18 protein-coding genes are annotated in these 24,006 nt (G+C 64.3%); 5 read left to right on the plus strand and 13 right to left on the minus strand.

All coding sequences use genetic code 11. The features are described 5' to 3' along the window. The 3 genes from IHE39_RS03735 to IHE39_RS03745 form a co-directional block, all read right to left on the minus strand. On the minus strand, positions 1–846 hold the full coding sequence (locus tag IHE39_RS03735; protein ID WP_192565547.1) for a carbohydrate ABC transporter permease: 846 nt from the start codon (positions 844–846) through the stop codon (positions 1–3). Further along, on the minus strand, positions 846–1,730 hold the full coding sequence (locus tag IHE39_RS03740; protein WP_192565548.1) for a carbohydrate ABC transporter permease: 885 nt from the start codon (positions 1,728–1,730) through the stop codon (positions 846–848). Before IHE39_RS03740 ends, IHE39_RS03735 begins: the two co-directional genes overlap by 1 nt. A gap of 156 nt (positions 1,731–1,886) precedes the next feature. Then, positions 1,887–3,122, minus strand: coding sequence for an extracellular solute-binding protein (locus IHE39_RS03745; RefSeq protein ID WP_192565549.1), 1,236 nt, complete (start codon positions 3,120–3,122; stop codon positions 1,887–1,889). A 241-nt stretch (positions 3,123–3,363) separates the two neighbouring features. On the opposite strand from IHE39_RS03745, the gene IHE39_RS03750 reads away from it, so the two are divergent. From IHE39_RS03750 to IHE39_RS03760, 3 genes are all read left to right on the plus strand, one after another. Continuing rightward, positions 3,364–4,578: an ROK family transcriptional regulator gene (locus tag IHE39_RS03750; RefSeq protein WP_192565550.1), complete on the plus strand. Its 1,215-nt coding sequence runs from the start codon at positions 3,364–3,366 to the stop codon at positions 4,576–4,578. A gap of 280 nt (positions 4,579–4,858) precedes the next feature. Beyond that, a complete protein-coding gene (locus tag IHE39_RS03755; RefSeq protein ID WP_115732530.1) occupies positions 4,859–6,211 on the plus strand; it encodes an 8-oxoguanine deaminase in 1,353 nt (450 codons plus the stop codon). A gap of 68 nt (positions 6,212–6,279) precedes the next feature. Then, a complete protein-coding gene (locus tag IHE39_RS03760) occupies positions 6,280–7,614 on the plus strand; it encodes a uracil-xanthine permease family protein (RefSeq protein WP_246470629.1) in 1,335 nt (444 codons plus the stop codon). A gap of 44 nt (positions 7,615–7,658) precedes the next feature. Here the strand turns inward: IHE39_RS03760 and IHE39_RS03765 are convergent, their stop codons facing one another. The 9 genes from IHE39_RS03765 to IHE39_RS03805 form a co-directional block, all read right to left on the minus strand. Continuing rightward, positions 7,659–8,195 carry a M20/M25/M40 family metallo-hydrolase gene (locus IHE39_RS03765; RefSeq protein ID WP_192565551.1) on the minus strand — a complete coding sequence of 179 codons (537 nt, stop codon included), beginning with the start codon at positions 8,193–8,195 and terminating at the stop codon, positions 7,659–7,661. Between the two features lie 105 nt (positions 8,196–8,300). Beyond that, positions 8,301–9,107, minus strand: coding sequence for an ATP-binding cassette domain-containing protein (locus IHE39_RS03770; RefSeq protein ID WP_192565552.1), 807 nt, complete (start codon positions 9,105–9,107; stop codon positions 8,301–8,303). Next, a complete protein-coding gene (locus IHE39_RS03775) occupies positions 9,100–10,137 on the minus strand; it encodes an ABC transporter ATP-binding protein (protein WP_192565553.1) in 1,038 nt (345 codons plus the stop codon). The genes IHE39_RS03770 and IHE39_RS03775 overlap by 8 nt, the downstream gene beginning before the upstream one ends. A gap of 1 nt (position 10,138) precedes the next feature. Next, entirely contained in the window at positions 10,139–11,035 is an 897-nt protein-coding gene (locus IHE39_RS03780) for an ABC transporter permease (protein WP_192565554.1), read from the minus strand. After that, the gene (locus IHE39_RS03785; RefSeq protein WP_184768768.1) at positions 11,032–12,039 is read right to left on the minus strand and encodes an ABC transporter permease; all 1,008 of its coding nucleotides are present in this window, start codon (positions 12,037–12,039) and stop codon (positions 11,032–11,034) included. The genes IHE39_RS03780 and IHE39_RS03785 overlap by 4 nt, the downstream gene beginning before the upstream one ends. Positions 12,040–12,096: 57 nt before the next feature. Further along, entirely contained in the window at positions 12,097–13,668 is a 1,572-nt protein-coding gene (locus tag IHE39_RS03790; protein WP_192565555.1) for an ABC transporter substrate-binding protein, read from the minus strand. An 82-nt stretch (positions 13,669–13,750) separates the two neighbouring features. Further along, positions 13,751–17,602: a hydantoinase B/oxoprolinase family protein gene (locus IHE39_RS03795; protein ID WP_192565556.1), complete on the minus strand. Its 3,852-nt coding sequence runs from the start codon at positions 17,600–17,602 to the stop codon at positions 13,751–13,753. Positions 17,603–17,619: 17 nt separating this feature from the next. Beyond that, positions 17,620–18,357 (minus strand): IclR family transcriptional regulator, encoded by a 738-nt coding sequence (locus IHE39_RS03800; protein ID WP_192565557.1) that lies wholly within the window; start codon positions 18,355–18,357, stop codon positions 17,620–17,622. Positions 18,358–18,580: 223 nt separating this feature from the next. Beyond that, positions 18,581–19,735 carry a M20 aminoacylase family protein gene (locus tag IHE39_RS03805; RefSeq protein ID WP_192565558.1) on the minus strand — a complete coding sequence of 385 codons (1,155 nt, stop codon included), beginning with the start codon at positions 19,733–19,735 and terminating at the stop codon, positions 18,581–18,583. Between the two features lie 159 nt (positions 19,736–19,894). Between IHE39_RS03805 and IHE39_RS03810 the strand changes: the two genes are divergently transcribed. Together IHE39_RS03810 and recQ are read left to right on the plus strand one after the other, a co-directional pair. Beyond that, the gene (locus IHE39_RS03810; protein WP_192565559.1) at positions 19,895–21,073 is read left to right on the plus strand and encodes a M20 aminoacylase family protein; all 1,179 of its coding nucleotides are present in this window, start codon (positions 19,895–19,897) and stop codon (positions 21,071–21,073) included. 240 nt (positions 21,074–21,313) lie between these two features. Then, complete coding sequence (gene recQ, locus IHE39_RS03815; protein WP_192565560.1) at positions 21,314–23,113, plus strand: DNA helicase RecQ; 1,800 nt, start codon at positions 21,314–21,316, stop codon at positions 23,111–23,113. Between the two features lie 372 nt (positions 23,114–23,485). On the opposite strand, the gene IHE39_RS03820 is transcribed toward recQ, so the two are convergent. Continuing rightward, positions 23,486–23,851 (minus strand): helix-turn-helix domain-containing protein, encoded by a 366-nt coding sequence (locus IHE39_RS03820; protein WP_192565561.1) that lies wholly within the window; start codon positions 23,849–23,851, stop codon positions 23,486–23,488. Positions 23,852–24,006: the final 155 nt, after the last annotated feature.

The following is a 24,006-nucleotide window of genomic DNA, read 5'->3' on the forward strand; positions in this document are numbered from 1 at the left end:
TCATCCTTTCACGCCGCCGCTGGTGAGGCCCGAAATCAGGGCACGCTGCATGACGAGCCCGATCAGCACAGGCGGCAAGGCCGCCAGCACGCCTGCCGTGGCAATCAGACCGTAATCCGAGACGCGGCCGCCGGCGAGGTCGGCTATGGCGACAGTCAGCGTCTTGGCGCGCAGGTCGGAGGTAAACAACAGCGCATAGAAGAACTCGTCCCAGGCGAGCAGCAGTGCAAACAGCGCCGAAGTGGCGACAACCGGTGCTGCCAGCGGCAAGGTGATGATGCGCAGCGTCTGGAACAGGCTGGCGCCGTCGATCATCGCGGCTGCTTCGATCTCGCGCGGGATCGCGTCGAAACCCGATTTCATCAGCCAGGTGGTGAAGGGGGCGAGGATGGTCAGATAGACAAGCGCCAGGCCGAAGATGTTGTTGAGCATGCCGAAATAGGCCAGGCCCATATAGAGCGGCACGGCGAGCGCCACCGGCGGCAGCATGTAGGTGGCGATCACCACCGACAGCGACCAGCCGACGGCGGGTGTGCGCGACACCGCCCAGCCGGCCGGGATGGCAAGCGCAATCGCTGCAATCGTCGCCATGCCGGCGATCCTCAGGCTGTTCCAGAGGGAGGCGACGAAGGCAGCACCGGCGCTGTTTTCGACGGTCGAAAGCAGCAAGGCGTAGCGGGAGAAGTCGACCTGTTGCGGCCACCAGCGCAACGGCTTGGCCGACAGGTCGGCCGCCGGCGAGATGCTCATCACGAACAGCCACAGCACCGGCGCCAGGATCACCACCGCAAGCAGCAGCGCCGAGGCATAGATGAAAATGGTGAAAGGCAGGCTCTTGCGTTCCATCAGGCGTTGCTCCCCGCGGCTTTCCGGACAAGCGCGGCGTAGGCGACCGCCAGCACAGTGACCAGCAAGGTGACGATCAGCGCCAGCGACGCGCCCGAGCCGGCGCGCTGGAACGAAAATGCTTCCTGGTACACGAGGATCGACAGCGTCCGCGTCGAGTTGGCGGGGCCGCCCCGGGTCATCACCCAGATGATGTCGAACACCTTGAACGCCTCGATGGTGCGCAGCACCAGCGCCACCAGAAGCGGCCCGACGAGATAGGGCAGGATGACGAAGCGGAACCGCGCGATCGGCCCGGCACCGTCGACCATCGATGCTGAGGTGATGTCGCGCGGCACGGCCTGAAGGGCAGCAAGGGCAATCAGTGCGACCAGCGGAAAGTTCTTCCAGCAGTCGGCGACGATCAGCGCTGCAAGCGCGGTGTTGGGTTCGCCGAGCCATGAACGATAGGCGTCGAGCAGGCCGATCTGGGTGAGGGCAGCGTTCAGTGCGCCGTATTCTGGATTGTAGATCAGCCGCCACAGCGTCGCGTTGACCACTGTCGGCAACGCCCAGGGCAGGATCATCAGCGCGCGCAGGACGGTGCGGCCGTAAAACTGCTGGTTCAGCAGCAGAGCGGCGAGCACGCCAAGCACCATCTCCGCCGCCACCGAAATGACCGCGAACCATGTCGTGGTGACGAGCGTGCGCTGGAAGTTCGCGCCGGACAGCATCCTGGCGTAGTTGTCGAGGCCGACGAAGCTGCCCTCGGTGCCGACGAGCCTGGCATCGGTGAAGGACAGGCGAACCGTGTCGACCAGGGGCCAGCCGATGACTGATATCATGACCGCGAGCAGCGGCAGCATCAGCAGCCATGCCCGGGTCGTCATCCATGAGCCCGACATGAGGCGCCTTTTGACTTGATACGACGGGGCCGGGCGGTCGGAGCCGCCCAGAAGTCTACTTGAAACGAACGGGCTGGGCGGCGGCAGCCGCCCAAAAGTCACTTGAAACGAAAGGGCCGGGCGGCCGCAGCCGCCCGGAAATTTGGGGCAGAAACCTTAGAGGCCGCTGTTTTCGGCAGCACCTTTGAGGGCGTCTTCGGGCTTTGCCTGGCCGAGCAGCGCTTCCTGGATCGCCTGCTGCAGCGCCGTCGACAGCTCCTGGTACTTCGGCGTCGTCGGGCGCGGATACATCGCCGCAAGGCCGAGCTTGGCCGCGGCGATCAGCTCTTCCTGGCCCTTGGTGACCGCCGGATCGTCATAGGACGAGGCCCAGATCGGCAGGCTGAGCTTGGCATACTGGTTCTGCGTTTCCTGCGAGGTCATGAAGGTGATGAACTTCCAGGCTTCCTCGGGATGCTTGCTGGCGGTGGTGATGCCGAGGCCCATCGAGCCGTTGACCGCCGAGACCTCGCTCTTGCCCGCAACGCCGGGTGCCGGCACGACACCGACCTTGCCCGCGACCTTGCTGTCCTTGGGGTCGTTGGCCATGTTGTACATGTAGGTCCAGTTGAGCGCGAAGGCGGCTTCGCCGTTCTGGAACACCTTGCGCACGTCTTCCTCGAGGAACTCCTTGGAGTTCGGGTTGGTCAGGCCCGAGCTGTAGCTCGTCACCATGTAGTTCAGCGCATCGAGACCGCCGCCGCTCTGGAAGGCGGGCTTGCCGTCCTTGAGGAACTCGCCGCCATAGGCGCTGACCAAAGTGGTGTAGTCGCAGATCGCGGCCTCCGCCTGCGACCAGCTCCACGAGATCGGCGTTGCCAGGATGCCCTTGTCCTTGATGATTTTGGCCTGCTCGGCCAGTTCATCCCAGGTCTTGGGCGGGCTCTTGATGCCGGCCTTCTCAAGGATTTCCTTGTTGTAGAACAGGTATTTGGTATCGAGAATCCAGGGCATGCCATAAGACTTGCCGTCATAGGCGACGGTGGTCCAGGCGCCTGGAAGCACGCCCTTCTTCATGTCGTCGGTGATGCGCGAGGAAACGTCGACGAGCACGTTGTTGGACGCATACTCGGCTGGCCAGATGACGTCGAACAGCACTACGTCGTAGCCGCCCGAACCCTGCGCCAGCACGGTCTTGTCGTGCAGGCCTTCATAAGGCACGAATTCGAGGTTCACCTTGATGTCGGGATTGGCCTTGCTGAAGGCCTCGGTCATCGCCCGCACGTCCGCCTCGCTATAGGCGGCCTGGGCCATGAACAGCGCGTTGATCGCGGTTTCGGCGAAGGCATGGGGCATGAAGGCGCCGCTGACGAAAGCCGCGCCGAGCAATGTCCTGTTAATCGATTTCAACATTTGATCCTCCATTTTTGACTTATGCAAAAGCCGTTCGACGGCGCGCTTCACGCTGCCGTCTCGCTTGGAAAGAGCGCTGGGCCTCGGCCTCGCGGTCTGTCGCAAGCGGGTGTCCTGGTCGAAAGGCGCGGCGGCTCCAGCCGCCAATCATTCCCCGGAACTCTCGCGGTTCCTTATTAAGTCAACTGACTTGACTTATTACTTCTGCAATTATCTATTTGAGTCAAGAGGGGAAAAAGAGTTGAGCGATATCAGTCCGATCAGAGCCACCAGCGGCACCAACCAGGAGGGCACGAGCGCCCATAACCGCCGTGTCATGATGGACGCATTGCGGCTCAACGGTGCGCTGTCGCGGGCCGACTTGGCGCGGGCGACGCAACTGACCAAACAGGCCGTTTCCAACATCATCGACGAGCTGGAGCGCGACGGATTCGTCGTCTCGCTCGACGCGGTGAGAAAGGGCAGGGGCCAGCCCTCGACGCCCTACAGGCTGGTCCCCGAAGGAGCGTTTGCCATCGGCCTGCAGATCGACCGCCATCTGACACGCGCCGTCGCCGTCGACCTCGTCGGCACCGTACTGGTGCGTGCCGAGGCCAATCTGCCGCCTGACGATCCGCATGGCGGCGTCAGGATCATTCTCGGCGTCATCGAGGGCATCAGGCGCGACCTCGCGGCGATCTCGGCGCAATCCGAAAGGCGCATCGTCGGCCTGGGCGTGGCCATGCCCGGCCCATTCGGGCTGGAAGAGTTCGGCGACAACAAGTGGATGATGCCGGCCTGGCAGAAATATCCACTGCTGGAGACGCTTGCCGCCGGCACCGGCTTCGACGTCAGCCTGCAGAACGACGCTGCCGCCTGCGCCATCGCCGAGCGCATGGTAGGTGCCGCGCATGGGCTCGATCACGCGGTCTGCCTCTATGTCGGCTACGGCATCGGCGCCGGCCTCATCCTCAATGGCGAAAGTTACCGGGGCGGCAACGGCAACGCCGGCGAAATCGGCATGGCGCTGCTCTCGCCGCGCGGCAGCGACGGCGCGGTGCTCGAGCACCGGGCCTCGCTTGCCTCGCTCTACCAGCATCTGGAGCTCGACCCGTCCGAACCGGGCCTTTACGAACATGTCGAGGCGTTGGCCCTGGCCGATGATCCGGCGCTGCTCGCCTGGGTCAGGGACGCGGCGATGGACCTGCGCTGGAGCGTCCAGCTCATAGAAACGCTTTTCGACCCGCAGACGGTGATCCTGACCAGTGGTGCGCCCGAGGCCCTGGCGCGGCTGATCCTTGAAGCGATGCTGCCGCTGCCGTCGTCGATCGCCGACCGTCCGCAGCGGAGCTTGCCGCGGCTGCAGCTCGGCATCACCGACCCCTGGTCGATCGCCCTTGGCGCTGCCGCCGAGCCGATCGGCCGCGCATTCGACCCGCGCTTTTCGGCGATCCTCAAGACGCGTTCGGGCGGCTAGGGATTTTGCGCATCGGTTCCTGATGTGAAAATAATTTGACAGGAAGGCAAATCTGCGTTTGCATCGGCATGCCTGATGATGCGAATGCGCGAGCTTTCGCTCAGGCGGGGAGAGATGCCGCAACAGGGCCGATCTCCCGCAGTGCATGATCAGAGCAGCCCGCTCAACCTACCAGTCGATGACGATCCGGAACTCGCAATTCCAGGGACAGGGCTCATAGCGCGTCGAAGCTGAATGCCAGCTTCGTCGGAGTGAATGAGAACCGACCTGGAGAAGCTGCATGTCCGTAGACCTGCTCGTCCGTGATGCATATGTGTATGTCGATCGCGGCTGGGAAATCGCCGACGGCTGGATCGCCGTCAAAGACAAGAGAGTCCATTCCGTGGGCAAGGCCGGCGACGAGCCGGTCGCCGCAAAGACCATCTCGGCGCGCGGCCGGCTGGTCACGCCGGGCCTGATAAACGCCCACCACCACATGTACCAGAACCTGACGCGGTCCTACGCGCCGGTGACCAACGGTTCGCTGTTCGAATGGCTGACCGGGCTCTACCCGATGTGGGCCGGGCTGACCGAGGAATCGGTCTATGCCTCCACCTATGTCGCGATGACCGAGCTGCTGATGGGTGGCTGCACCACCTCGATGGACCACATGTATGTCCATCCCAGGCCCAGGCTGATCGATGCCCAGATCCGCGCCAGCACCGACATCGGCTTCCGTTTCTATGCGACACGCGGGTCGATGACGCGTTCGGTCGAGGATGGCGGCCTGCCGCCTGCCTCGGTGGTGCAGCGCGAGGACGACATCCTCGAAGACAGCGTCCGGCTGGTGGAGAGCTACCACGATGCCGGGCCGGGCGCGATGACGCGCGTGGCGCTCGCGCCTTGCTCGTTGTTCTCAGTGACCGAGCGGATCATGTCGGAATCGGCGCGGCTGGCCGACAAATATGATCTCAGGCTCCATACCCACCTCGCCGAGGACCCTGAGGAGGACAGATATTGCGCCGAGGTCTATGGCTGTACGCCGACCGAATATTTCGAGCGTGTCGGCTGGGCCAGCAAGCGCTCCTGGGTCGCGCATTTCATCTATCCGACTGATGCCGAGATCGGACGCCTCGCACATGCCGGCGTCTGCGCCACCCAGTGCCCCTGTTCGAACATGCTGATCGGCGGCGGCTCGGCCGACGCCATGGGGCTTCGCGCCCGCGGCATGCGCGTCGGCCTTGGCTGCGATGGCTCGGCTTCAACCGACCATGCTTCCATGTGGCTGGAGGCGCGCACGGCACTGTTGCTCGGACGCTATCGCAACGGCCCCCATTCGATGTCGGCGCGCGATGCGCTCGACATCGCCACGCGGGGCGGCGCCGCCTGTCTCGGCTGGGAGGATGAGATCGGCCATCTGAGGCCGGGTGCCTGCGCCGACCTTGTTGTCTGGAGCATGTCGGATGTGGCGCTTGCCGGCGCCCATAGCGATCCGGTCGAGGCCTGGTTGCGCTGCGGTCCCGCAGTCGCCGGCACCACCGTCGTCTCAGGCAAGGTGCTCGTCGAGGACTGCCGTCCTGTCATGACCGAGCTCGGCGACGTGCTGCGCGAGCATGCCCGCCATTCGCGCCGCATGCAGTGCCTCGAGGCCTGATCGTCACCCGCTCATTTCACCTGATGCCGCGGAGGCGGCTCATACTTCTGGGAGGAGGTAGTATATCAATGACTGATCATGTTCATGCCCATATGGGCGAGCTTGAAGCGGTCGACAGCGCGGTCGGGGATGTCGAGGAGGTCATTCCCGCCAAGCGTCGCTTCGCATTGGGACTTCAGCAGGCGCTCGTATCGAACGCCTGGCTCGATCCCATCTTCATCGCTTCCGTGGCGGGTTTTTCCGCCACGCTGGCGACAAATCTGGTGACCGCCACCTTCCTTGCTGCAGGCGTGGTCACCGTCGTGCAGAGCACCAGGCTGGTCCGCTTGCCGGTGGTGCAGGGGCCGTCCTCAGCCTTTTCGCCACTGGCCATCGGTTATTACAAGGCAGGAACGATCTCCGCGGCAAGCCTCGGCCTGATCATCGGCGCCGCACTCGTCTTCCTTGCCTCCGTCTGCGGCCAGTTCGCCAAGCTCCGGCGCCTGCTGTCGCCGGCCGTCTCCGGAACGATCATCACCCTGGTGGGGGTCGCGCTGGCAGGTTTCACCTTCATGGAGTTCTTCGGCGGCATCGGTTCGCCAAGCTTTGCCACAGGATCGAGCCTGTTCCTGGCCTGTGTGACGACGGCAGTCGTGCTGGTCAGCGCCGCCGTCGGCGGCACCTTTCGTATGTTCGGCTTTCTTACGGCGCTCATAGCAGGCGATGTGCTTGCCCTTGGCCTTGGGCTGCTCGATTTCTCCAGCGTCGGCCAGGCGCCCTGGCTGGCCTTCCCGAAACTGCTGCCCTATGGCGCGCTGACCTTCGATCCGGCGATCACCATCACCATGTGCATCGTCTTCGTCGTTGCCGTCGTCGAGGCAATGGGTATGTATGAGGCGACGGCGCGGCTGACTGGCACCGAACTCGACGACCGCCGCGTCAACGCCGGCATTGCCGGCGAAGCCGGCGGTTCGATGTTGGCTGCGCTGATCGGCGGTTTCGGTACGACTGCATACGCCCAGAATCTCGGCGTCATCAGGCTGACCGGCGTTGCCAGCCGGCATGTCGTCCGCGTCACCGGCTTCATCTTCATCGCCTTGGCATTCCTGCCCAAGGTCGCAGCGGTTCTGGTGGCGACACCGGCGGCGGTTGTCGGCGGGCTGTTCCTGCCGGCGGCGGCAACCGTGGTCATGACCGGCATTCAGATGGCGAGCCAGGACCGGGGTTCACCTGTCAAGAACATGGTGGCTCCGCTCGGCCTGATGGCGGGGCTGGGCATTCCTGCGCTGGCCGGAGCCCTGTCGGGCGGGTTGCCGCAGATCCTCGGCGAGATGCTTGCGCATTCCATCGTGGTCGGTGCGGTGACTGTCATGGTTGCCGAGATCGTCCTGGTTCGCCTTCCCGAGTTCCTGCGCTCGCGCTGAATCAGGAGGAACCCCTCGGGACACGTTCGGGCGCGTCCCGAGGGCTACAAGCTGTTGTCCAGTTTGAGCACCGCATAAAGCAGTGTCTGAACTCCGGCCTGGCACTGCTCTTTCGTCGACGACTCCGCTTCGTTGTGGCTGAGGCCGTCGAGGCAAGGAATGAAGATCATCGATGTCGGTGCGACACGGGCGATGTAGGCGGAGTCTTGACCGGCGCCGGAATGCAGCCTCAGGCTGCTGTAGCCGGCGGCCGCCGCGCCCGACGCAACGGCGTCGATGCACCTGCCGTCGAACTTGGCGGCCGGGCTGCGCCAGATCTCGGTCAGGCTGCAGGTGAGGCGTCCGTCGAAGCGGGCGTGGATCTCCTGCCGCAGCATGGCTTCCATGGTTTCAACCAGGCCGTCTTCGGGGTGGCGCAGGTCGACGGTCATGCTGACCTGGCCGGGTACGACGTTGCGCGAACTCGGATGGACGTCGAGGCAGCCGGCGGTGTCGACCGCCGATGCATGCGACCTGGAGATGCGCTCGACAAGCAGCACGACCTCGGCCGCGGCGACGAGCGCGTCGCGCCGCGCATCCATCTACTGCAGTAAGCGTCGGCTCAACTGCGGCTCCGGCGAAGTAGCGACCATCTCGCCGAAATCCACTTCCGCTGCTGAACCGGCCTGATCTAACCGTCGCGAGCCCTACGCCGGTACCTTCACCTCCGGCATCGCGCCGATCAACATGCGGGCATACTCGCTTTTCGGCGCGTCGAAAATCTGGGCGCAATCGCCTTGTTCGACGATTTCGCCGCGGTTGATCAGGGCCACCCGGTCGCAGAGGTAGCGCACGACGGCGAGGTCGTGGCTGATGAAAAAGTAGGTCAGGCCGAGGCGATCTTGCAACTCGCACAGAAGATTGAGCACCTGCGCCTGCACCGAGACGTCGAGCGCCGAAGTCGGCTCGTCGAGAAGCAGCAGTTCCGGGCCCGATGCGAGGGCGCGCGCTATGCAGATGCGTTGGCGCTGGCCGCCGGAGAATTCATGCGGATAGCGGTGTAGGTGCTGCGAGCCCATGCCGACGAGCGAAAGCAACTCTGCGGCGCGGTCGCTGCGCTGCCGGTTCGTCAGGCCAAGGGTCTCATGGTGGATGACAAGCGGCTCGGTGACGATATCGTAGACCGACATGCGCGGGTTGAGAGACGCATAAGGATCCTGGAAGACGATCTGGACGCGCGAGCGCAGGCGACGCAGTTCGGCCTCCGAAAGCTTGCCGAGGTCCTGGCCTTGCACGCGGATGCTGCCCGAAGTCGGCGTTTCCAGATGCAGAATGGAGCGGGTCAACGTCGTCTTGCCCGAGCCACTTTCGCCGACGAGGCCAAAACTCTCGCCCTTGCGCACGCTGAGCGAGACGTTTTTCAGCGCGTGGACTTCTGGCGATGTCCCGAAGATGCCGCGACGCCCCGGGTAGATTTTCGAGACGTTGTCGATCTCAAGCATGATCTCAGTCATCGACGAGCGCCTCCATTTCATTGACGCGGATGCAAGCGGCAGCATGGTTGTCGCCGACCGAAACCGGCGCCGGCATGGCCGTGGTGCAGGCGGGTTGGGCAAACTGGCAGCGTGGGGCGAAGCGGCAGCCCGGCGGCGGCGTGATCAGGTTCGGCACCGAACCCGCCAGGCCGCGAAGCTCGCCGCGCCTGGTCTCGCGGGTCGGGATCGCCGACATCAGGGCGCGTGTGTAGGGATGGACCGGGTTGCCGATGACGGCCGCGACCGGGCCGCTTTCGACGATGTTTCCGGCATACATGACGGCGACATGGCTGCATGTCTGGGCAACGACGCCGAGATTGTGGGTGATCAGCACAACGCCCATGTCGAAGTCCTTGACGCTGTTCTTGATCAGCTCAAGAATCTGCGCCTGGACCGACACGTCGAGCGCCGTCGTCGGCTCGTCGGCGATCAAAAGGTCCGGACGGCCGATTAGCGCCATGGCGATCAGCACGCGCTGGCGCATGCCACCGGAAAACTGATGCGGATAGTCGTCGAGCCGCGCCAGTGCGTTGGGGATGCCGACGCGGGTCAGCATCTCGCCGGCCAGCTTGCGCGCGGCCTGGCGGCATTCGCGCCGGCCGGCATTGGGCGCGCATCCGATCACCTCAGGATCGCGGTCAGCCGCAGCCAGCGCCACGTCGACCAACTGCTCGCCGATGCGGAAGGCCGGGTTGAGGTTTGTCGTTGGGTCCTGGAAGATCATGCCGATGCGCTTGCCGCGCAGGCGCTGCATCTGGGATGGGCTGAGCTTGAGCAGATCCTGGCCTTCGAGCAGGATCTCGCCCGCCGTGTAATGGGCCGGCGGCGTCGGCTGCAGGCGCGACACCGACAGGCCGGTGAGCGACTTGCCGCAGCCGCTTTCGCCAACGAGGCCCCAGATCTCACCCCGGTTCACCGTGAGATTGATGCCATTCAGGACATGCGCCCGGCCGTCGAAGCTGGACATTCTGAGGTGCAGGTCGCGGATTGAAAGGAGAGGGGCGGTCATCTCAGCGCCTCGCTTTCGGATCGAGGATGTCGCGCAGACCGTCACCGAGCAGATTGAAGCCAAACACCGCAAGGAACATCGCCATGCCAGGGGCCATGGCCGTCCACCAGTAATCGGGCATGTAGGAGCGCGATATGGACAAAAGCGTGCCCCATTCCGGCGTCGGTGGGCGAACGCCGATGCCGATGAAGCCGAGGCCCGCAACGGTGAGGATGGCGAAGCCCATGTCGAGCGACATCTTGACGATGATCGGCGAGACGACATTGGGCAGGATGTGACGGAAGAGGATACGCTTGGGCGTGGCGCCGAGCGCGCGGGCGGCGGTCACGTAGACCTCTTCGCGCGCTGCCAGCACTTCGCCGCGTACCAGCCTGGCATAGCCGGGCCACCATGAGAGGGCGATGGCGATGACCATGTTGCCGAAGCCCGAGCCAAGGGCGGCGGCAATCGCCATGGCGAGGATCAGCCCGGGAATGGTCAGCGTGAGGTCGGTCAGCCGCATCAGCACCTCGTCGACCCAGCCACGGGCGAAGCCGGCGACGGCGCCGACCAGCGTGCCGATCACCGAGCCGATGAGCACGACGCCGAAGCCGGCGAGCACCGAAACGGTGGTGCCGGCCATAACCAGCGACAGTACGTCCTGGCCGAGTTCATTGGTGCCGAAGGGATGGGCGGCCGATGGGGGAATGAAGCGTGAGGCGGTGTCGACGCCACCCGCGACGTGATTGGGGTAGGGGGCAAGTACGGCGCCGAAGACGGTGAAGAAGATCACCACCGCAACGATGGCAGCCCCCAGCATCGACAGTTTGCTCTGTGAAAAGCGGAAGAAGGCGCGGCGCAGCCTGTCACGGCGCGGCGTGGCGAAGTCGTCCGCGCTGTTGTGCTCGGTCGTGGTCATGAGTAGCGGACCTTGGGGTTGATGACGCCGTAGAGCAGGTCGATGACGAGGTTGGCGAAGACGAAGAGCAGGCCGATGACCAGAGCGACGCCGATCACCGGCATCATGTCCTGCGAGACGATGGCCTTGGTGGCGTAGAGGCCGAGGCCCGGCCAGTCGAACACCGTTTCAACCAGCACCGTGCCGCCGAGCAGCCAGCCGAAATAGAGGCCGATCACGGTCAGCGTTGCCGAGACGGCGTTGCGGGCGACGTATTTGGTGATGATCTTGCGAGAGGGCAGGCCGAGCGCGCGTGCGGTCATCACATAGTCCTGCTGCATCACCTCGATCGTCGAGGCGCGCATCATGCGCATGATCGTGGCAAGCGGAGACAGCGACATGGCGATGGCCGGAAGTGCCAGGTGGCGGAGCGACATGAAAAAGGCATTCCAGTTGCCTGCGATCAAGGAATCGATGGTTAGGAAGCCGGTGACGAAACGCGGCGGGATGACCACGATCGGCAGGCGGCCACCGAGCGGCAGCCACATCAGCCACATGGCAAAGCAAAGCTGCAGGAGCAGGCCGAGGAAGAAGCGCGGCATCGAGATCGCGCCGATGGCGCCGACCTGGGCGAGATAGTCGGGCCAGCGGTTACGCCACACTGCGGTGACGAGGCCGAGCGGGATGCCGACCGCGACCGCGATGAACATCGCCGCGAAGACGAGTTCGAGGGTCGCAGGCAGGTAGGCCTTGATATCGGCGGCGACGGGGCGGCGCGTCAGCAGCGACGTGCCGAGGTCGCCATGGACCAGGCCGGAAACATAATGGCCGTATTGCACCCAGATCGGCTGATCCAGGCCGTACTCCACGGCAAGTGCGGCGATTTCGGCTTGCGTTGCGTTCGGACCTGCGGCGAGCGCCACCGGATCGCCCGGCAGAAGGCGCGCGATGGCGAACATGATGATCGTCAGTCCGACGATGACCGGTATGAGCAGCAGAAGCCGCCGCAGGATGAAATGCAGCATTGCCGATGTCCTCTGTTTGGAGCTTTGGCGGGCCCGAAGGCCCGCCAAATGTTCGACTTAGCCGAGCGACAGGCCCCAGGCCTCGATCGCGTTGGAGGCGACCGGCGTGAAGTGATAGTCCTTCACGTTGTCGCGCATGGCGAGCTTGCGACGCTCCAGCACGCCGAAGACATCAGGTGCGTCCTCGACGACCTTCTTCTGGAATTCGCCGTAGATCGCCACGCGCTTGGCCTGGTCGATCTCCTTGCGGCCGGCCTCGATGAGAGCGTCGACTTCCGGGTTCTTGTAGACGGCGTTCTGCCAGGCGCCGTTGCGCGACGAGTGGTAGGCGGCATAGGCGATGTTGTCTGGATCGCCGTAGTTCGCCGTCTGGTAGACGGGGAACAGGTCCGGGAAGGTTTCGGCCGACTTGCAGGCGCTCACCATGTCGGGCCAGTTCATCGGCACGATCTCGAGGTCGATGTTGAGCTGCTTGAGGCTGTCGAGCATGATGAGTGCCCACCGGCGCTGCTGCTCAAGGCCTGAGACATGGTACATCTTGAGCTTGAAGCCGCCCTCGGGCTTGGCCGACTTCGCCATGTATTCCTTCGCCTTGGCCATGTCGGTGCCATAGGCGACGAGATTGGCGTCGAAGCCGAGGATGCCGCTGGGCAACGGGCCGTTCATCGGGTCGGCATAACCCGCAGCGTCGAGGATCGCCTTGTAGTTGGTGGCGTATGAGATCGCCTTGCGCAGGTTGATGTCGGCGCAATGACCGTGCTGCGTGTTCATCTTGATCGAGAAGGTGCGGTATTCCGGCTCGATGACGCTGACGACGCCGGGTGCATCCTTCAGCGCGTCCATGTCCTCGCTGGTAAGGTCGGTGGCGATATGGGCCTCGCCGCGCTGGATCATGAGCCGCTGGGTGGCCGTTTCACGCACGATCTGCCAGATCACCCCTTCGAGGTTGCCGCCGCCGGCCTGCCAGGCTTCGGGAGCACGGGCCAGTTGGTAGAGCGTGCCGACCTCGAAGCGGGCGACGGCGAACGGGCCGGAGCCGGCAGCATTGGTCATGAGATAGGTTTCGCCTGAGTCACTGCCGAGATTGGCCTCGACCACCGCCTTCTCGACGATGAATATCCACGGCAGCACCTGCAGGAACGGCGCGAACGGCGTTGCGAGCTTGAACTTGACGGTACCTGCGTCAACGGCGGTCACGCCTTCCGGGGTAACGATGTCGCGGATCATCCACGAATTGCCCTTGGCGAGCTTCAGCGCGCGGGCGAACGAGTAGACGACGTCGTCGGCGGTGACAGCACTGCCGGAGTGGAACTTGGCGGCCTTGTTCAGCACGAAGGTGTACTCGGTGCCGTCGGCGCTGACGGTCCAGCTCTCGGCGATGCCAGGTGCCGGCACCGGCGGGTTGCCGGAGATGCGCACCAGCGGATCATAGACGTTGCGCATGAAGAACGAGGCCGAATAGCCGGTCGCGGTGTGCGGGTCGAAATTGGGGATGTCCTGGCCGGCCGCGATGATCAGGACGCCGCCCGACTGGGCGAAGAGCTGACGCGGGAAAACCGTGGTGGCGAGGCCCACGCCGGCGAGGGCCAGCAGGCCGCGCCGCGAGATGTTGAACTGGTCAGAGGTCATTGCATTGCTCCTGTCGAATGTCTGGTCGTCGTTGCAAATGGGCGGCGCCGGTTGGTCGGGCGCCGCCGGATCTCGGAGGGGCTCACGCCCAGGCCACGTTCTCTTGCGGCGCCACGGTTCCAGGTGTGCCTGGTTCCTTGCGGTAGTTGAGCGCCACGTGATCAGGCGTCACGAAGCCGAGCGCGAGATCGCGGGAGATCGCAGCGTGGTCGCGCTCGGCGGAGTTGCCGTAGCCGGAGCCACCGGCGAGGACGAGTTCGACCACCTGATCGGTGCGGTGCAGCGACACCAGCTCGCCGGTGCCGCAATCGCGCAGCACGCGACCGTCGGTTGACAGCACGCGACCGCGAGCGCCGCCGCCGGCCTTGCCGCCGAACAGGCCGTCGATCGGATTGTCGACGCCCTCGGGATAGACGGAGACGAGCATCTCAAGGCCGTCTTCTTCGAGCTTGCGGAAGCGCACGACCTGGCCAAGCCCGCCGCGCGTCTTGCCTGCGCCGCCGCTGTCGGCCCGGAACGCCTTTTCCAGCACCAGCACGGGTACCCGGCTTTCCATCAGTTCGATGGAGGTGTTGGCCGCGGACGTTGGCCACAGCAGCGAGGAATGACCGTCGCCGCGTTCGGAGCCGCCCTGGCCGCCACCACAGAAGAGCATGTCCGAGTAGAACTGCCCGTCCTTGGTCTGGCCGTAGACATTTGCCGCGACCGCGAGCCCGGTGAACGACTGGACCATGTCGGGCGAGGCGGAGGCGAGCGCCGAAAAGATGTTGGGCGCGAGATACCAGCCGGTGCGGGTCCGCAGGTTCACGGCAGCCGGGTAGGTCGGGTTGAGGATCGAACCCTCGGGCGCGGTCACCGTGAACGGACGATAGCAGCCGGCATTGCCCCGCACCGCTGGCGTCAGCATGCATTTCAGCGGGTAGGTGGCATGGGCCGCCGTGTAGTTCAGCGTCGAGTTGAGACCACCTTGCGGCAGCTGCGGTGGCGCGCCGGCGAAGTCGACTGATATGCTGTCGCCCTCGACCTTGACCAGAACAGGGTAGCTGATCGTCTCGCCCAACGGGTTGTTGGTGATGACCGAACGGTATTCGCCATCGGGCAGCGCGCGGATTGCGTCGCGCATCGCCTTTTCCGACAGACCCTGGACGACTTCGGCAAGGGCGCCGAGGTCATGCATGCCATAGTCATGCATGAAGGCATCGAGCCGCTCCGCGCCGAGCTTGTTGGCCGCGACGAAGGAGAAGATGTCGCCCAGCACCTGCTCGCCGTTGCGGACGTTCTGGCGGATGAGCTGAATCAGCGTCTCGTTGGGCCGTCCCTCCTCGAAAATCTTCATCGGCGGGATCTGCAGGCCTTCCTCGTAGATCTCGCGGGCATGGAGCGAGTCCTTGGTGCCGCCAATGTCGGAGACGTGGCCGACAGTGCCCATCAGGCCCACCAGCTTGCCATTGCGGAAGGCCGGCGTGACGATGGCGATGTCGAACAGATGGCCGGCGCAGAGCCACGGATCGTTGGTGATCAACACGTCTCCGGGCTTGAGCGTCTCGGCCGGATAGCGTGCCAGCAGCGCCTTGACCGCGCGCGGAAGCGTCAGGTTGAAGACCGGCATGGCGCGCGGGCTGTGGGCCAGCGTTTCGCCGTCCTTGTCGAGCAGTTCGCAGGCAAAGTCCTGCGCCTCGGCGATGACGAGCGAGAATGCAGTCCGGCAGACGGTAAGCCACATCTCCTCGACGACATTGACGAGGCGCGACCACATGATCTCGAGGCCGATCGGGTCGCCCTTGATGCGGGCGACCGCCTCGGCACGGGTCATGTCGTCGGTGACGAACGCATCGGCGGCCTTGAGTGCACCGACCTGGACGCAGAGGTTCTGGCCGGCGTCGATCGTGACGCTGTCGGATGGACCAACGACGGTGGTGGACTCGCGTTCTTCGATGATCGCAGGGCCGGGAATGATGTCGCCGCTGCGCAGCGCGTAGCGGTCGTAGACTGCCGTTTCGAACCTGCCCTCGTCGAACCAGCAGATGCGGTGACCCTTGATCCGGGCCGCCGTATCGCCGCCACCGGTGGCGCCGGTGAGCGAAAGCTGCGGCGTCGGGCCGGCGACGCGTGCGCGGAAGTTGACTGATTCGAAGCGCGCGCCCTCGAAAGGCTCGGCATAGCGGGCGGAATAGGCGCGAACGAAGGCCTCGCGGATGGCGGGCAGGTCGGCTTCGCCGAGCGTGGTGGCGGGGAGCGGCACGCTGATGTCATGCATCTGGCCGACGAGGCGCATGTCGGCGCTGCGCTCGACCACGATATCGGCTGCCGCGATACCCGAACGGGTAAGCTGGTGACGTCCCTCATCTTCGAGGGCCGTCAGCACGCCATTGACGGCTTGCGCGTCAAAACCTGTCTTCAGCTCGACACGCAGCGACCGCACGCCTTCGAAGGACAGGGGCGCTGCGAGGAAGCCGAGCGCCGATGCCGCGCCCGATGCGGGCGGGATCAGGACGGAGCTGATGCCCATGGCACGCGCCACGTCGACTGCATGTGCCGGACCGGCGCCACCGAAACCGACCATGGAGTATTCGCGCGGATCCTTGCCGCGCTCGACAAGGTGCACACGCGCCGCCGAGGCCATGCTCTCGACGACGACCTTGTGGATGCCGAGTGCAGCTTCTTCGATGGTCAGGTTCAACGGCTCAGCCACGCGCGCAATGGCAGCGCGTGCCGCCTCGAGGTCGAGCTTCATGCGACCGCCGAGGAAGAAGTTGGGATCGTAGTAGCCAAGCGTGAGATTGGCGTCGGTGACTGTCGGCTGCTTGCCGCCCATGCCGTAGCAGGCCGGGCCTGGGTCGGAGCTGGCGGAATGAGGGCCGACCTTCAGCAGGCCGACGTCGTCGATGGCGGCGATCGAACCGCCGCCGGCGCCAATCTCGATCATCTCGATGACAGGGGCCTTGATCGGTAGGCCGGAGCCCTTGACGAAACGGTGGACGCGCGCGGCCTCCATCATCGGCGAGATCTCGGCGCGGCCGTCCTCGATCATGCAGGCCTTGGCGGTGGTGCCGCCCATGTCGAAGGAAATGACGTCGCACAGGCCGGCAGCCTTGCCGAACAGCGCGGTGGCGAGGCCGCCGCCCGCCGGGCCGCTTTCCAGCAGCCGGATCGGGAAGTCGCGTGCGGTTTCCAGCGACATCAGGCCGCCGGCGGAATGCATCAGCCGCAGCGCACCCGCAAAACCCGCGCCGCGCAGCGACCTCTCGAGCTTGGTCAGGTAGCGGTGCATCAGGGGCTGCACGAAGGCGTTGGCGCAGGTGGTGACCGTGCGCTGGTATTCGCCCATTTCGGCGACGACTTCGCTTGAAATCGAGATCGACAGCTCGGGGAATGCGGCGCGGATGATGTCGGCGGCGCGGCGCTCATGCGCTGAATTGGCATAGGAATGGATGAAGGCGATGGCCACCGCCTCGCAGCCCTGCGCGACAAGCGCCTTGGCGCCCAGCAGGACCTGTGCTTCGTCGAGCGCGGTTTCCACGTCGCCCGAGGCGGTCATGCGCTCGTCGACCTCGAGGCGCAGGTCGCGGCTGACCATCGGATCGGGGAACGAGACGAACAGGTCATAGATGTCGTAGCGCTGCTCGGTTCCCATTTCGAGCAGGTCGCGGAAGCCGCGCGTCGTGATCAGGCCGACAGGCGCGCCCTTGCGCTCGATGACCGCGTTGGTGACCAGCGTCGTGCCGTGGACGATCTCGCTGACGTCGCTATGCTTGATGCTCTGCAGATCCAGCAATTCCTGCAGGCCAAGCAGCGCTGCCTGGGACGGATCGTGCGGCGTTGTCAGTCGCTTGTGCAGCGTGACGGAATGGTTCTGGCTGTCATAGAGCACGAAGTCGGTGAAGGTTCCACCAATGTCGAACCCGACGCGCCAGCGGTTGGGCAGATCACTCATTACTGATGTCCTTTTCTTCAAATCCGGGGGGCGACGAAGGCGCTGTCGCCCAGGTCCTCGGCGATGCGGGCCGCCCCTTTGGCGAGGGCGGCGATCATCTCGTCGCGGCCTTTGGTGTCCACGAGTGCGTGGGGGTAAACGATGCAGAGGCTGACGGCTTCGTCGGTGCGCGGGTCGGCGACCGATATGGCGATGGCGTCCACCCCAGGTGTCGCCTCCTGGCTCGAATAGGCGAAGCCTTGGTGCCGTACTTTCGAGAGTTGTTCGCTGAGATCGGTAAGTGCGCCGTGTCCGGCGTAGAGCGCATGGACTGCTTCCTCGCCTAGCCTCGCCAGCAGCGACCGTCCGGTCGCGCTGAGATGGGCGGGCAGGCGCCGGCCGATATTGCTGACGACGCGCAGTGCATTGGTGCCCTGGAAATCAGCAACGGCGGTCACTTCCTTGCCGTCGCGGACGGAGATGTAACCAGTGTGGCCATAGGTGGCGCTGGCTTCGGCGACCACTTCGCTGGCGCGGCCGATCAGTAGCGAGGAACGTCGGTAGGCCGCGGCGAGGTCGAGCATCAGGCGGCCCGGGCGATGCCGGTGGCTGTCGCCGATGGTCTCCAGCATGTTCGCCTCGCGCATCGCCTTCAGCAGGCGGGAGGCGTTGGCTTTGGGCATGCCGAGCAGCCTCACGACGTCCGAGACCGTGAGGTCGGGACAGTCGTTGCCGAAGCACCTCAGCACATCCGCGGCATTGTTCAGGACCGACATTGCTCCTCCGAGTCGTTCCATTAAATGGAACTTGAGTTCCACTTTATGCAACTAATGCTCTCGCCTGTTCATTCGGTCAAGCTCAAAAATGAGCCGACTTCCCGATGCCGCCGGGCAGGCGGCATCGCGGATCGCAAAGGCAATGCTCCGCCCATCCCGGCAGCTATGCCGGGATCGAGCGAAGTCCTCAGATCAAGAATTTGATTTTATTGGCGCAGTCGCCTCAGGCGGCGCCGCGTACCTCGACGAGCCGGGCCAGAAGGCTGGCGCCGACGGGCAGGATCGTGTCGTCGAAAATGAATCCGGAATTGTGCAGCGGAACGGTTCCGCCATGCCCCAGATTGAAGAAGGCACCTGGAACCACGCGCAGCAGATCGGCCATATCCTCCGATCCCATCGTCAGGTCGGCGCTCGGTTGCGCCTTGTCGCCGACGATCTCCTGCGCCACCTCGATGAGGTTGCCGACCCGCTCCGGATCGTTGGACAGCACGTCGAAGATGTTGCGGATATCGGCCACGATCTCGATTTCGTGGGCAAGGGCGAAGCCGGCGCAGAGCTTGCGGATGCGGTCTTCGATCATCACGCCGTCGGCTTCGTCGAAATAGCGGAAGGTGCCGCGCAGCACAGCGGTTTCCGGGATGACGTTGTAGGCGGAGCCGGCATGGAACTGCGTGACCGAAACGACGGCGGGATGCGTCGGGTCCATGTTGCGCGAGACGATCTCCTGCATCTCCTTGATCAAGCCGGAGCCGATGGTGATCGGATCGCGGCTGGCCTGGGGCATGGCGCCGTGGCTGCCGCGGCCATGCAGCGTGATGTCGAAGAAACTGGCGCCTGCCTGTGCCTTGCCCGGCCGGATCGTCAGCTGGGAATGGCCCTGGTAGGGCGAATTGTGCATGCCATAGAGTTCGTCGCAGGGGAAACGGTCGAACAGGCCGTCGCGCAGCATGGCCCGGGCGCCGCCGAGACCTTCCTCCGCCGGCTGGAAGATCAGCACGGCGCGACCGGAAAAATCGCGATTGCCGGCGAGGTAGCGCGCGGCACCGAGCAGCATGGTGGTGTGCCCGTCATGGCCGCAGCCATGGAACACGCCGGGGTTTCTTGACGCATAGGGCAGGTTGGTCAGTTCATCCATCGGCAGTGCGTCCATGTCGGCGCGCAAGCCGATGCTGCGCCCTGGCCGCGCGCCTTCGATGATGCCGACAAGGCCGGTTCCGCCGATGCCGCGCTCGACAGCGACACCCCAGCTTGCAAGCAGATCCGCCACGCGCTGGGAGGTGCGATGCTCTTCGAAGCCGAGTTCGGGATGCTGGTGGAAATCCTGGCGTATCGCGGTGAGATCGTCGGCGAACTGGGCAATCTGTTCAATCACAGGCATGGTGGACCGTCATTTTTGGCTTTGGCCAGTCTCTGGCACTGGCGCCTTGTGAAGGCAAGCGTTTCGTCCTAGGCCTCGAAGATGTGAACGCAGGCGTCGGCCGACCGACCGTCGCGCGCCGACGCATCCAGATTTGATAGACGCCTGAAAGAGGAAAAGATGCCAGTACAAGAGACGATCGAGACGATTGCGGAAGAAGCCGGGCAGTGGCGCCGCCATCTCCATCAGCATCCCGAACTCTTGTTTGATCTTCCCGCGACGTCGGCCTTCGTCGCCGACAAGCTGCGGTCGTTCGGCTGCGACGAGGTCGTCACCGGCATTGCCAAGACCGGTGTCGTTGCGGTGGTGAAGGGAAAGCTGGGCGCCGGCCGCACCATCGGCCTGCGCGCTGACATGGATGCGCTGCCGATCGCCGAACAGACCAATTTGGCCCATGCTTCGAAAAACCCGGGCAAGATGCATGCCTGCGGCCATGACGGCCACACCGCGATGCTGCTCGGCGCTGCGCTTCACCTTGCTTCGACGCGGGATTTTGCCGGCACGGCCGTGCTCATCTTCCAGCCGGCCGAGGAGGGCGGTGCCGGCGGGCGCGTCATGCTCGAGGAGGGGCTGCTCGAGCGCTTCGGCATCGAGGAGGTCTTCGGCATGCACAACGAGCCCGGCCTGCCTGTCGGTTCGTTCGCCATTCGGCCAGGCCCGATGCTGGCCGCCGCCGACCGCTTCGTTGTGATGCTGCATGGCAAGGGCTCGCACGCCGCTTCGCCGCATGAATCGCGCGACCCCGTTCTGATTGCAGCGCATCTGGTTACGGCGCTGCAGTCGATCGCCTCGCGCAACGTCGATCCATTCGACCCGGTCGTCGTGTCGGTCACCTATCTTGCCGGCGGCAGTGAAGCTGCGCTGAACGTCATTCCGGAAACGGCGATAGTCGGTGGCACGATCAGGACCATCGATACGAAAACGCGCAAGGCCGTCGAGCAGCGTTTCAGGGATATCGTGACCAACACCGCGCGCCTTTTCGAGGCCCAGGCCGAGATCGACTGGCGCCCGGGCTACCCGGTGACCGTCAACGACCCGGAAATGACGAAAGCAGCGATCGCGGTTGCCTCCGATGTCGCAGGAACCGACAAGGTCAATGGCGAATGCCAGTGCACGATGGGCGCGGAGGATTTCTCCTATATGCTCGAAAAGCGCCCCGGCGCGATCATCTGGCTGGGCAATGGCGACTCCGCCGGGCTTCACAACCCTGCCTACGACTTTAACGACGACGCCATCGTCCACGGCCTTCGCTACTGGACGACGCTGGTAAATGACCGGCTGGGCAAGCCGGCGGTGTGATGGGCTTCTGGCTGGTCCGCATATCATCCACGTCCAAGCTTCGGGCGCGACCTCATGGTCGTTGCCGATAGACATCGTCAATCCTTAGCATTCGCCTGACGAAATCCGTGTTCGTCAGGCGACGGCGATCGTCCAGTTCGGCTTTCTGCAGCAAGGAGACGGATACACGGCGCGTCAACCATCGCTAGCACGGCGAAGCTGCTATGAAAGACGTTTCCATGATTCTCCGTTCTGCAGCCGATGACCATGACCGCCCTCGAAATCCTCAAGACCGTCTATGGCTACGATGCGTTCAGGGGACCGCAGGCGGACATCGTCGAGCATGTCATCGCCGGCAACAACGCCTTCGTGCTGATGCCGACGGGCGGCGGCAAGTCGCTCTGCTACCAGATTCCCGCGATCGTCCGTCCCGGCATGGGCCTCGTCGTTTCGCCGCTGCTGGCGCTGATGGCCGACCAGGTGGCAGCTCTGCGTCAGGCGGGGGTGCGGGCGGCCGGGCTCAACTCCGACCTGTCTCTTGACGACCGCCGGGCTCTGTGGCGCGATATCCGCGCTGGTGCGCTCGACCTTCTCTACGTCTCACCTGAAACCCTGCTGCGGCCTGATGTTCTGGAACTGCTGGATGGCGTGAAGCTTTCGCTGGTCGCCATCGACGAGGCGCACTGCCTGTCGCAGTGGGGACACGATTTCCGTCCGTCCTATCGCCAGCTCGACGCGATCGTTTCGCGCTTTGCCGGCACCCCGCGCATGGCGCTGACGGCCACGGCGGACGAGCCGACGCGCGCCGAAATCCTGTCGCATCTCGCCATCGACGAGAACGACGCCTTCGTCGCCGGTTTCGATCGGCCCAACATTCGCTACGCCATCGAGGAAAAGGACAATCCGCGCGCCCAGCTCAAGGAATTCCTCAAGCGCTACGAGGGCGAGAGCGGCATCGTCTACTGCCTGTCGAAACGCCGGACCGAGGAAACCGCCGCCTGGCTAAAGGGTCTCGGTTACGATGCGCTCGCCTATCATGCCGGCATGGACAAGGCAGCGCGCGAGGCCAACCAGATGCGCTTCCAGCATGGCGAGGCGGTCATCATGGTCGCCACCGTCGCTTTCGGCATGGGCATCGACAAGCCGGATGTACGCTTCGTCGCCCATATCGACCTGCCGGGCAGCATCGAGGCCTACTATCAGGAGACCGGGCGCGCCGGGCGCGACGGCCTGCCGTCCGACACGCTGATGCTTTACGGCTATGACGATATCGCGTTGCGCAGCCGGTTCATCGAGGAGTCGGAGGCGCCCGACCAGCGCAAGCGCATGGAACGGCAGAAACTCGACGCGCTGCTGGGATTGGCTGAAACGGCAAGCTGCCGCCGCCAGGTTCTGTTGTCCTATTTTGGCGATCACTGCGAACCGTGCGGCAATTGCGACACCTGCGCGGAGCCGCCAAAATTGTTCGACGGCGCCATTGCGGCGCAAAAGGCGCTGTCGTGCATCTACCGCACCGGCGAGCGTTTCGGCCAAGCCTACATTGTCGACGTGCTTTTGGGCGTGGAAAACGAGCGCATCGCCCAGTTCGGCCATAACAGCATTTCCACCTTCGGCATCGGCTCCGAGCACGATAACCGTACATGGCGGGCGATCCTGCGCCAGCTGATCGCGCTGCGGCTCATCGACGTCGATCTCACTGGTCATGGTGGCCTGGCGATCGCGCCCGCCGGGCGTGACTTCCTGCGTGACAAGCCGACCCTGATGCTGCGCGTACCGGCGCCAGCGCGCGCCAAACGTGGCAAGGTCGCACGCAGTGCGGCGCAAACAGCCGTCACCGATGCGGATCAGGACCTGTTTCAGGCATTGCGGCGGAAACGCACGGAAATCGCGCGCCTGCAGAACGTGCCGCCCTATGTGATTTTCCACGACAAGACGCTGATCGAGCTGGCAGCGGCGCGCCCCGCCTCGCGCGCCGAGATGGCGAGCGTGCCCGGCGTCGGCGAAGCCAAGCTCGACCGCTACGGCCCCGCCTTCCTTTCGGTGATCGCCGAGCACGTGTAACGGAGGGACGGCAAGCTATTCCGCTTCGGTGCGGAAGAGCGCTTCGATCTTGTCTTTTTCGGTAGAGGTCTGGCTGGGGAACCATGATTCCCAGCCAGACAAATGCAATGCCTTAGCTAAATCGTTATGAACTGTGTGCCCAGACCCGCGGGCGGCATCGCTTACGGCGATTTGGGGCGCATTGCTGCCATTCAAAACGCAGACGACGATGGTTACCGATAGGTCATTTAGTGAGACGGGCAAAGCTTGCCGATCGACAATTCTCACACCCTGACGACTTCTCGGGGGCACTCAAACACGCCGTGGACGCTCTGCAATGCTGGCCATTGATGAGACCATTGCCACTGCCTGAAGCAGGTAAGGTTGGGCCAATCAAGCTTCTCGCGCGTTCTCAACCGTCGAGATCCCATAGCCCTCTCGAAGCCTAAGCTCCGTCGGCGACCTGCCAAAGTGCAACCTGATCTGACGCGAGAAATGGTAGGGGTTCTTGTAACCGCACCGCTCGGCTATTTCCATCACCGGCAGATCGCTGTGAAGGAGCAGTTGCCGGCCATGGGTAACCGTCAGTTCTTTCGCGAAATTTTCTTCCAGATAGCGGCGGGCGCGATGAATGGAGCGAGGCGTGTGTCGTTCGCGCTCCGATATCTGCGCCTCATGGAAATATGCGGCGAGCGGCGACTGTCCCAAAGTGTCGCAAAGAACATGGATATCCTCTTTGCGCCCTTGCGTCAGCGCCATGCCCAATCGCTGGATCGTCCGTGAGGAGATTGGAATCTTGCTGACCGCAGTGCGCAAGCTCAGCGCGGCAGATTCTGGAAGGTTCGCAGGAAACGCCTCGCATCAGCCTACCTTGTTGCGCGTACCTTTCTGATGCTCGAACAAGGAAAGCTGCG

Source organism: Aminobacter carboxidus, assembly GCF_014863355.1.
In the GTDB taxonomy this organism is placed as follows: Bacteria; Pseudomonadota; Alphaproteobacteria; order Rhizobiales; family Rhizobiaceae; genus Aminobacter; species Aminobacter carboxidus.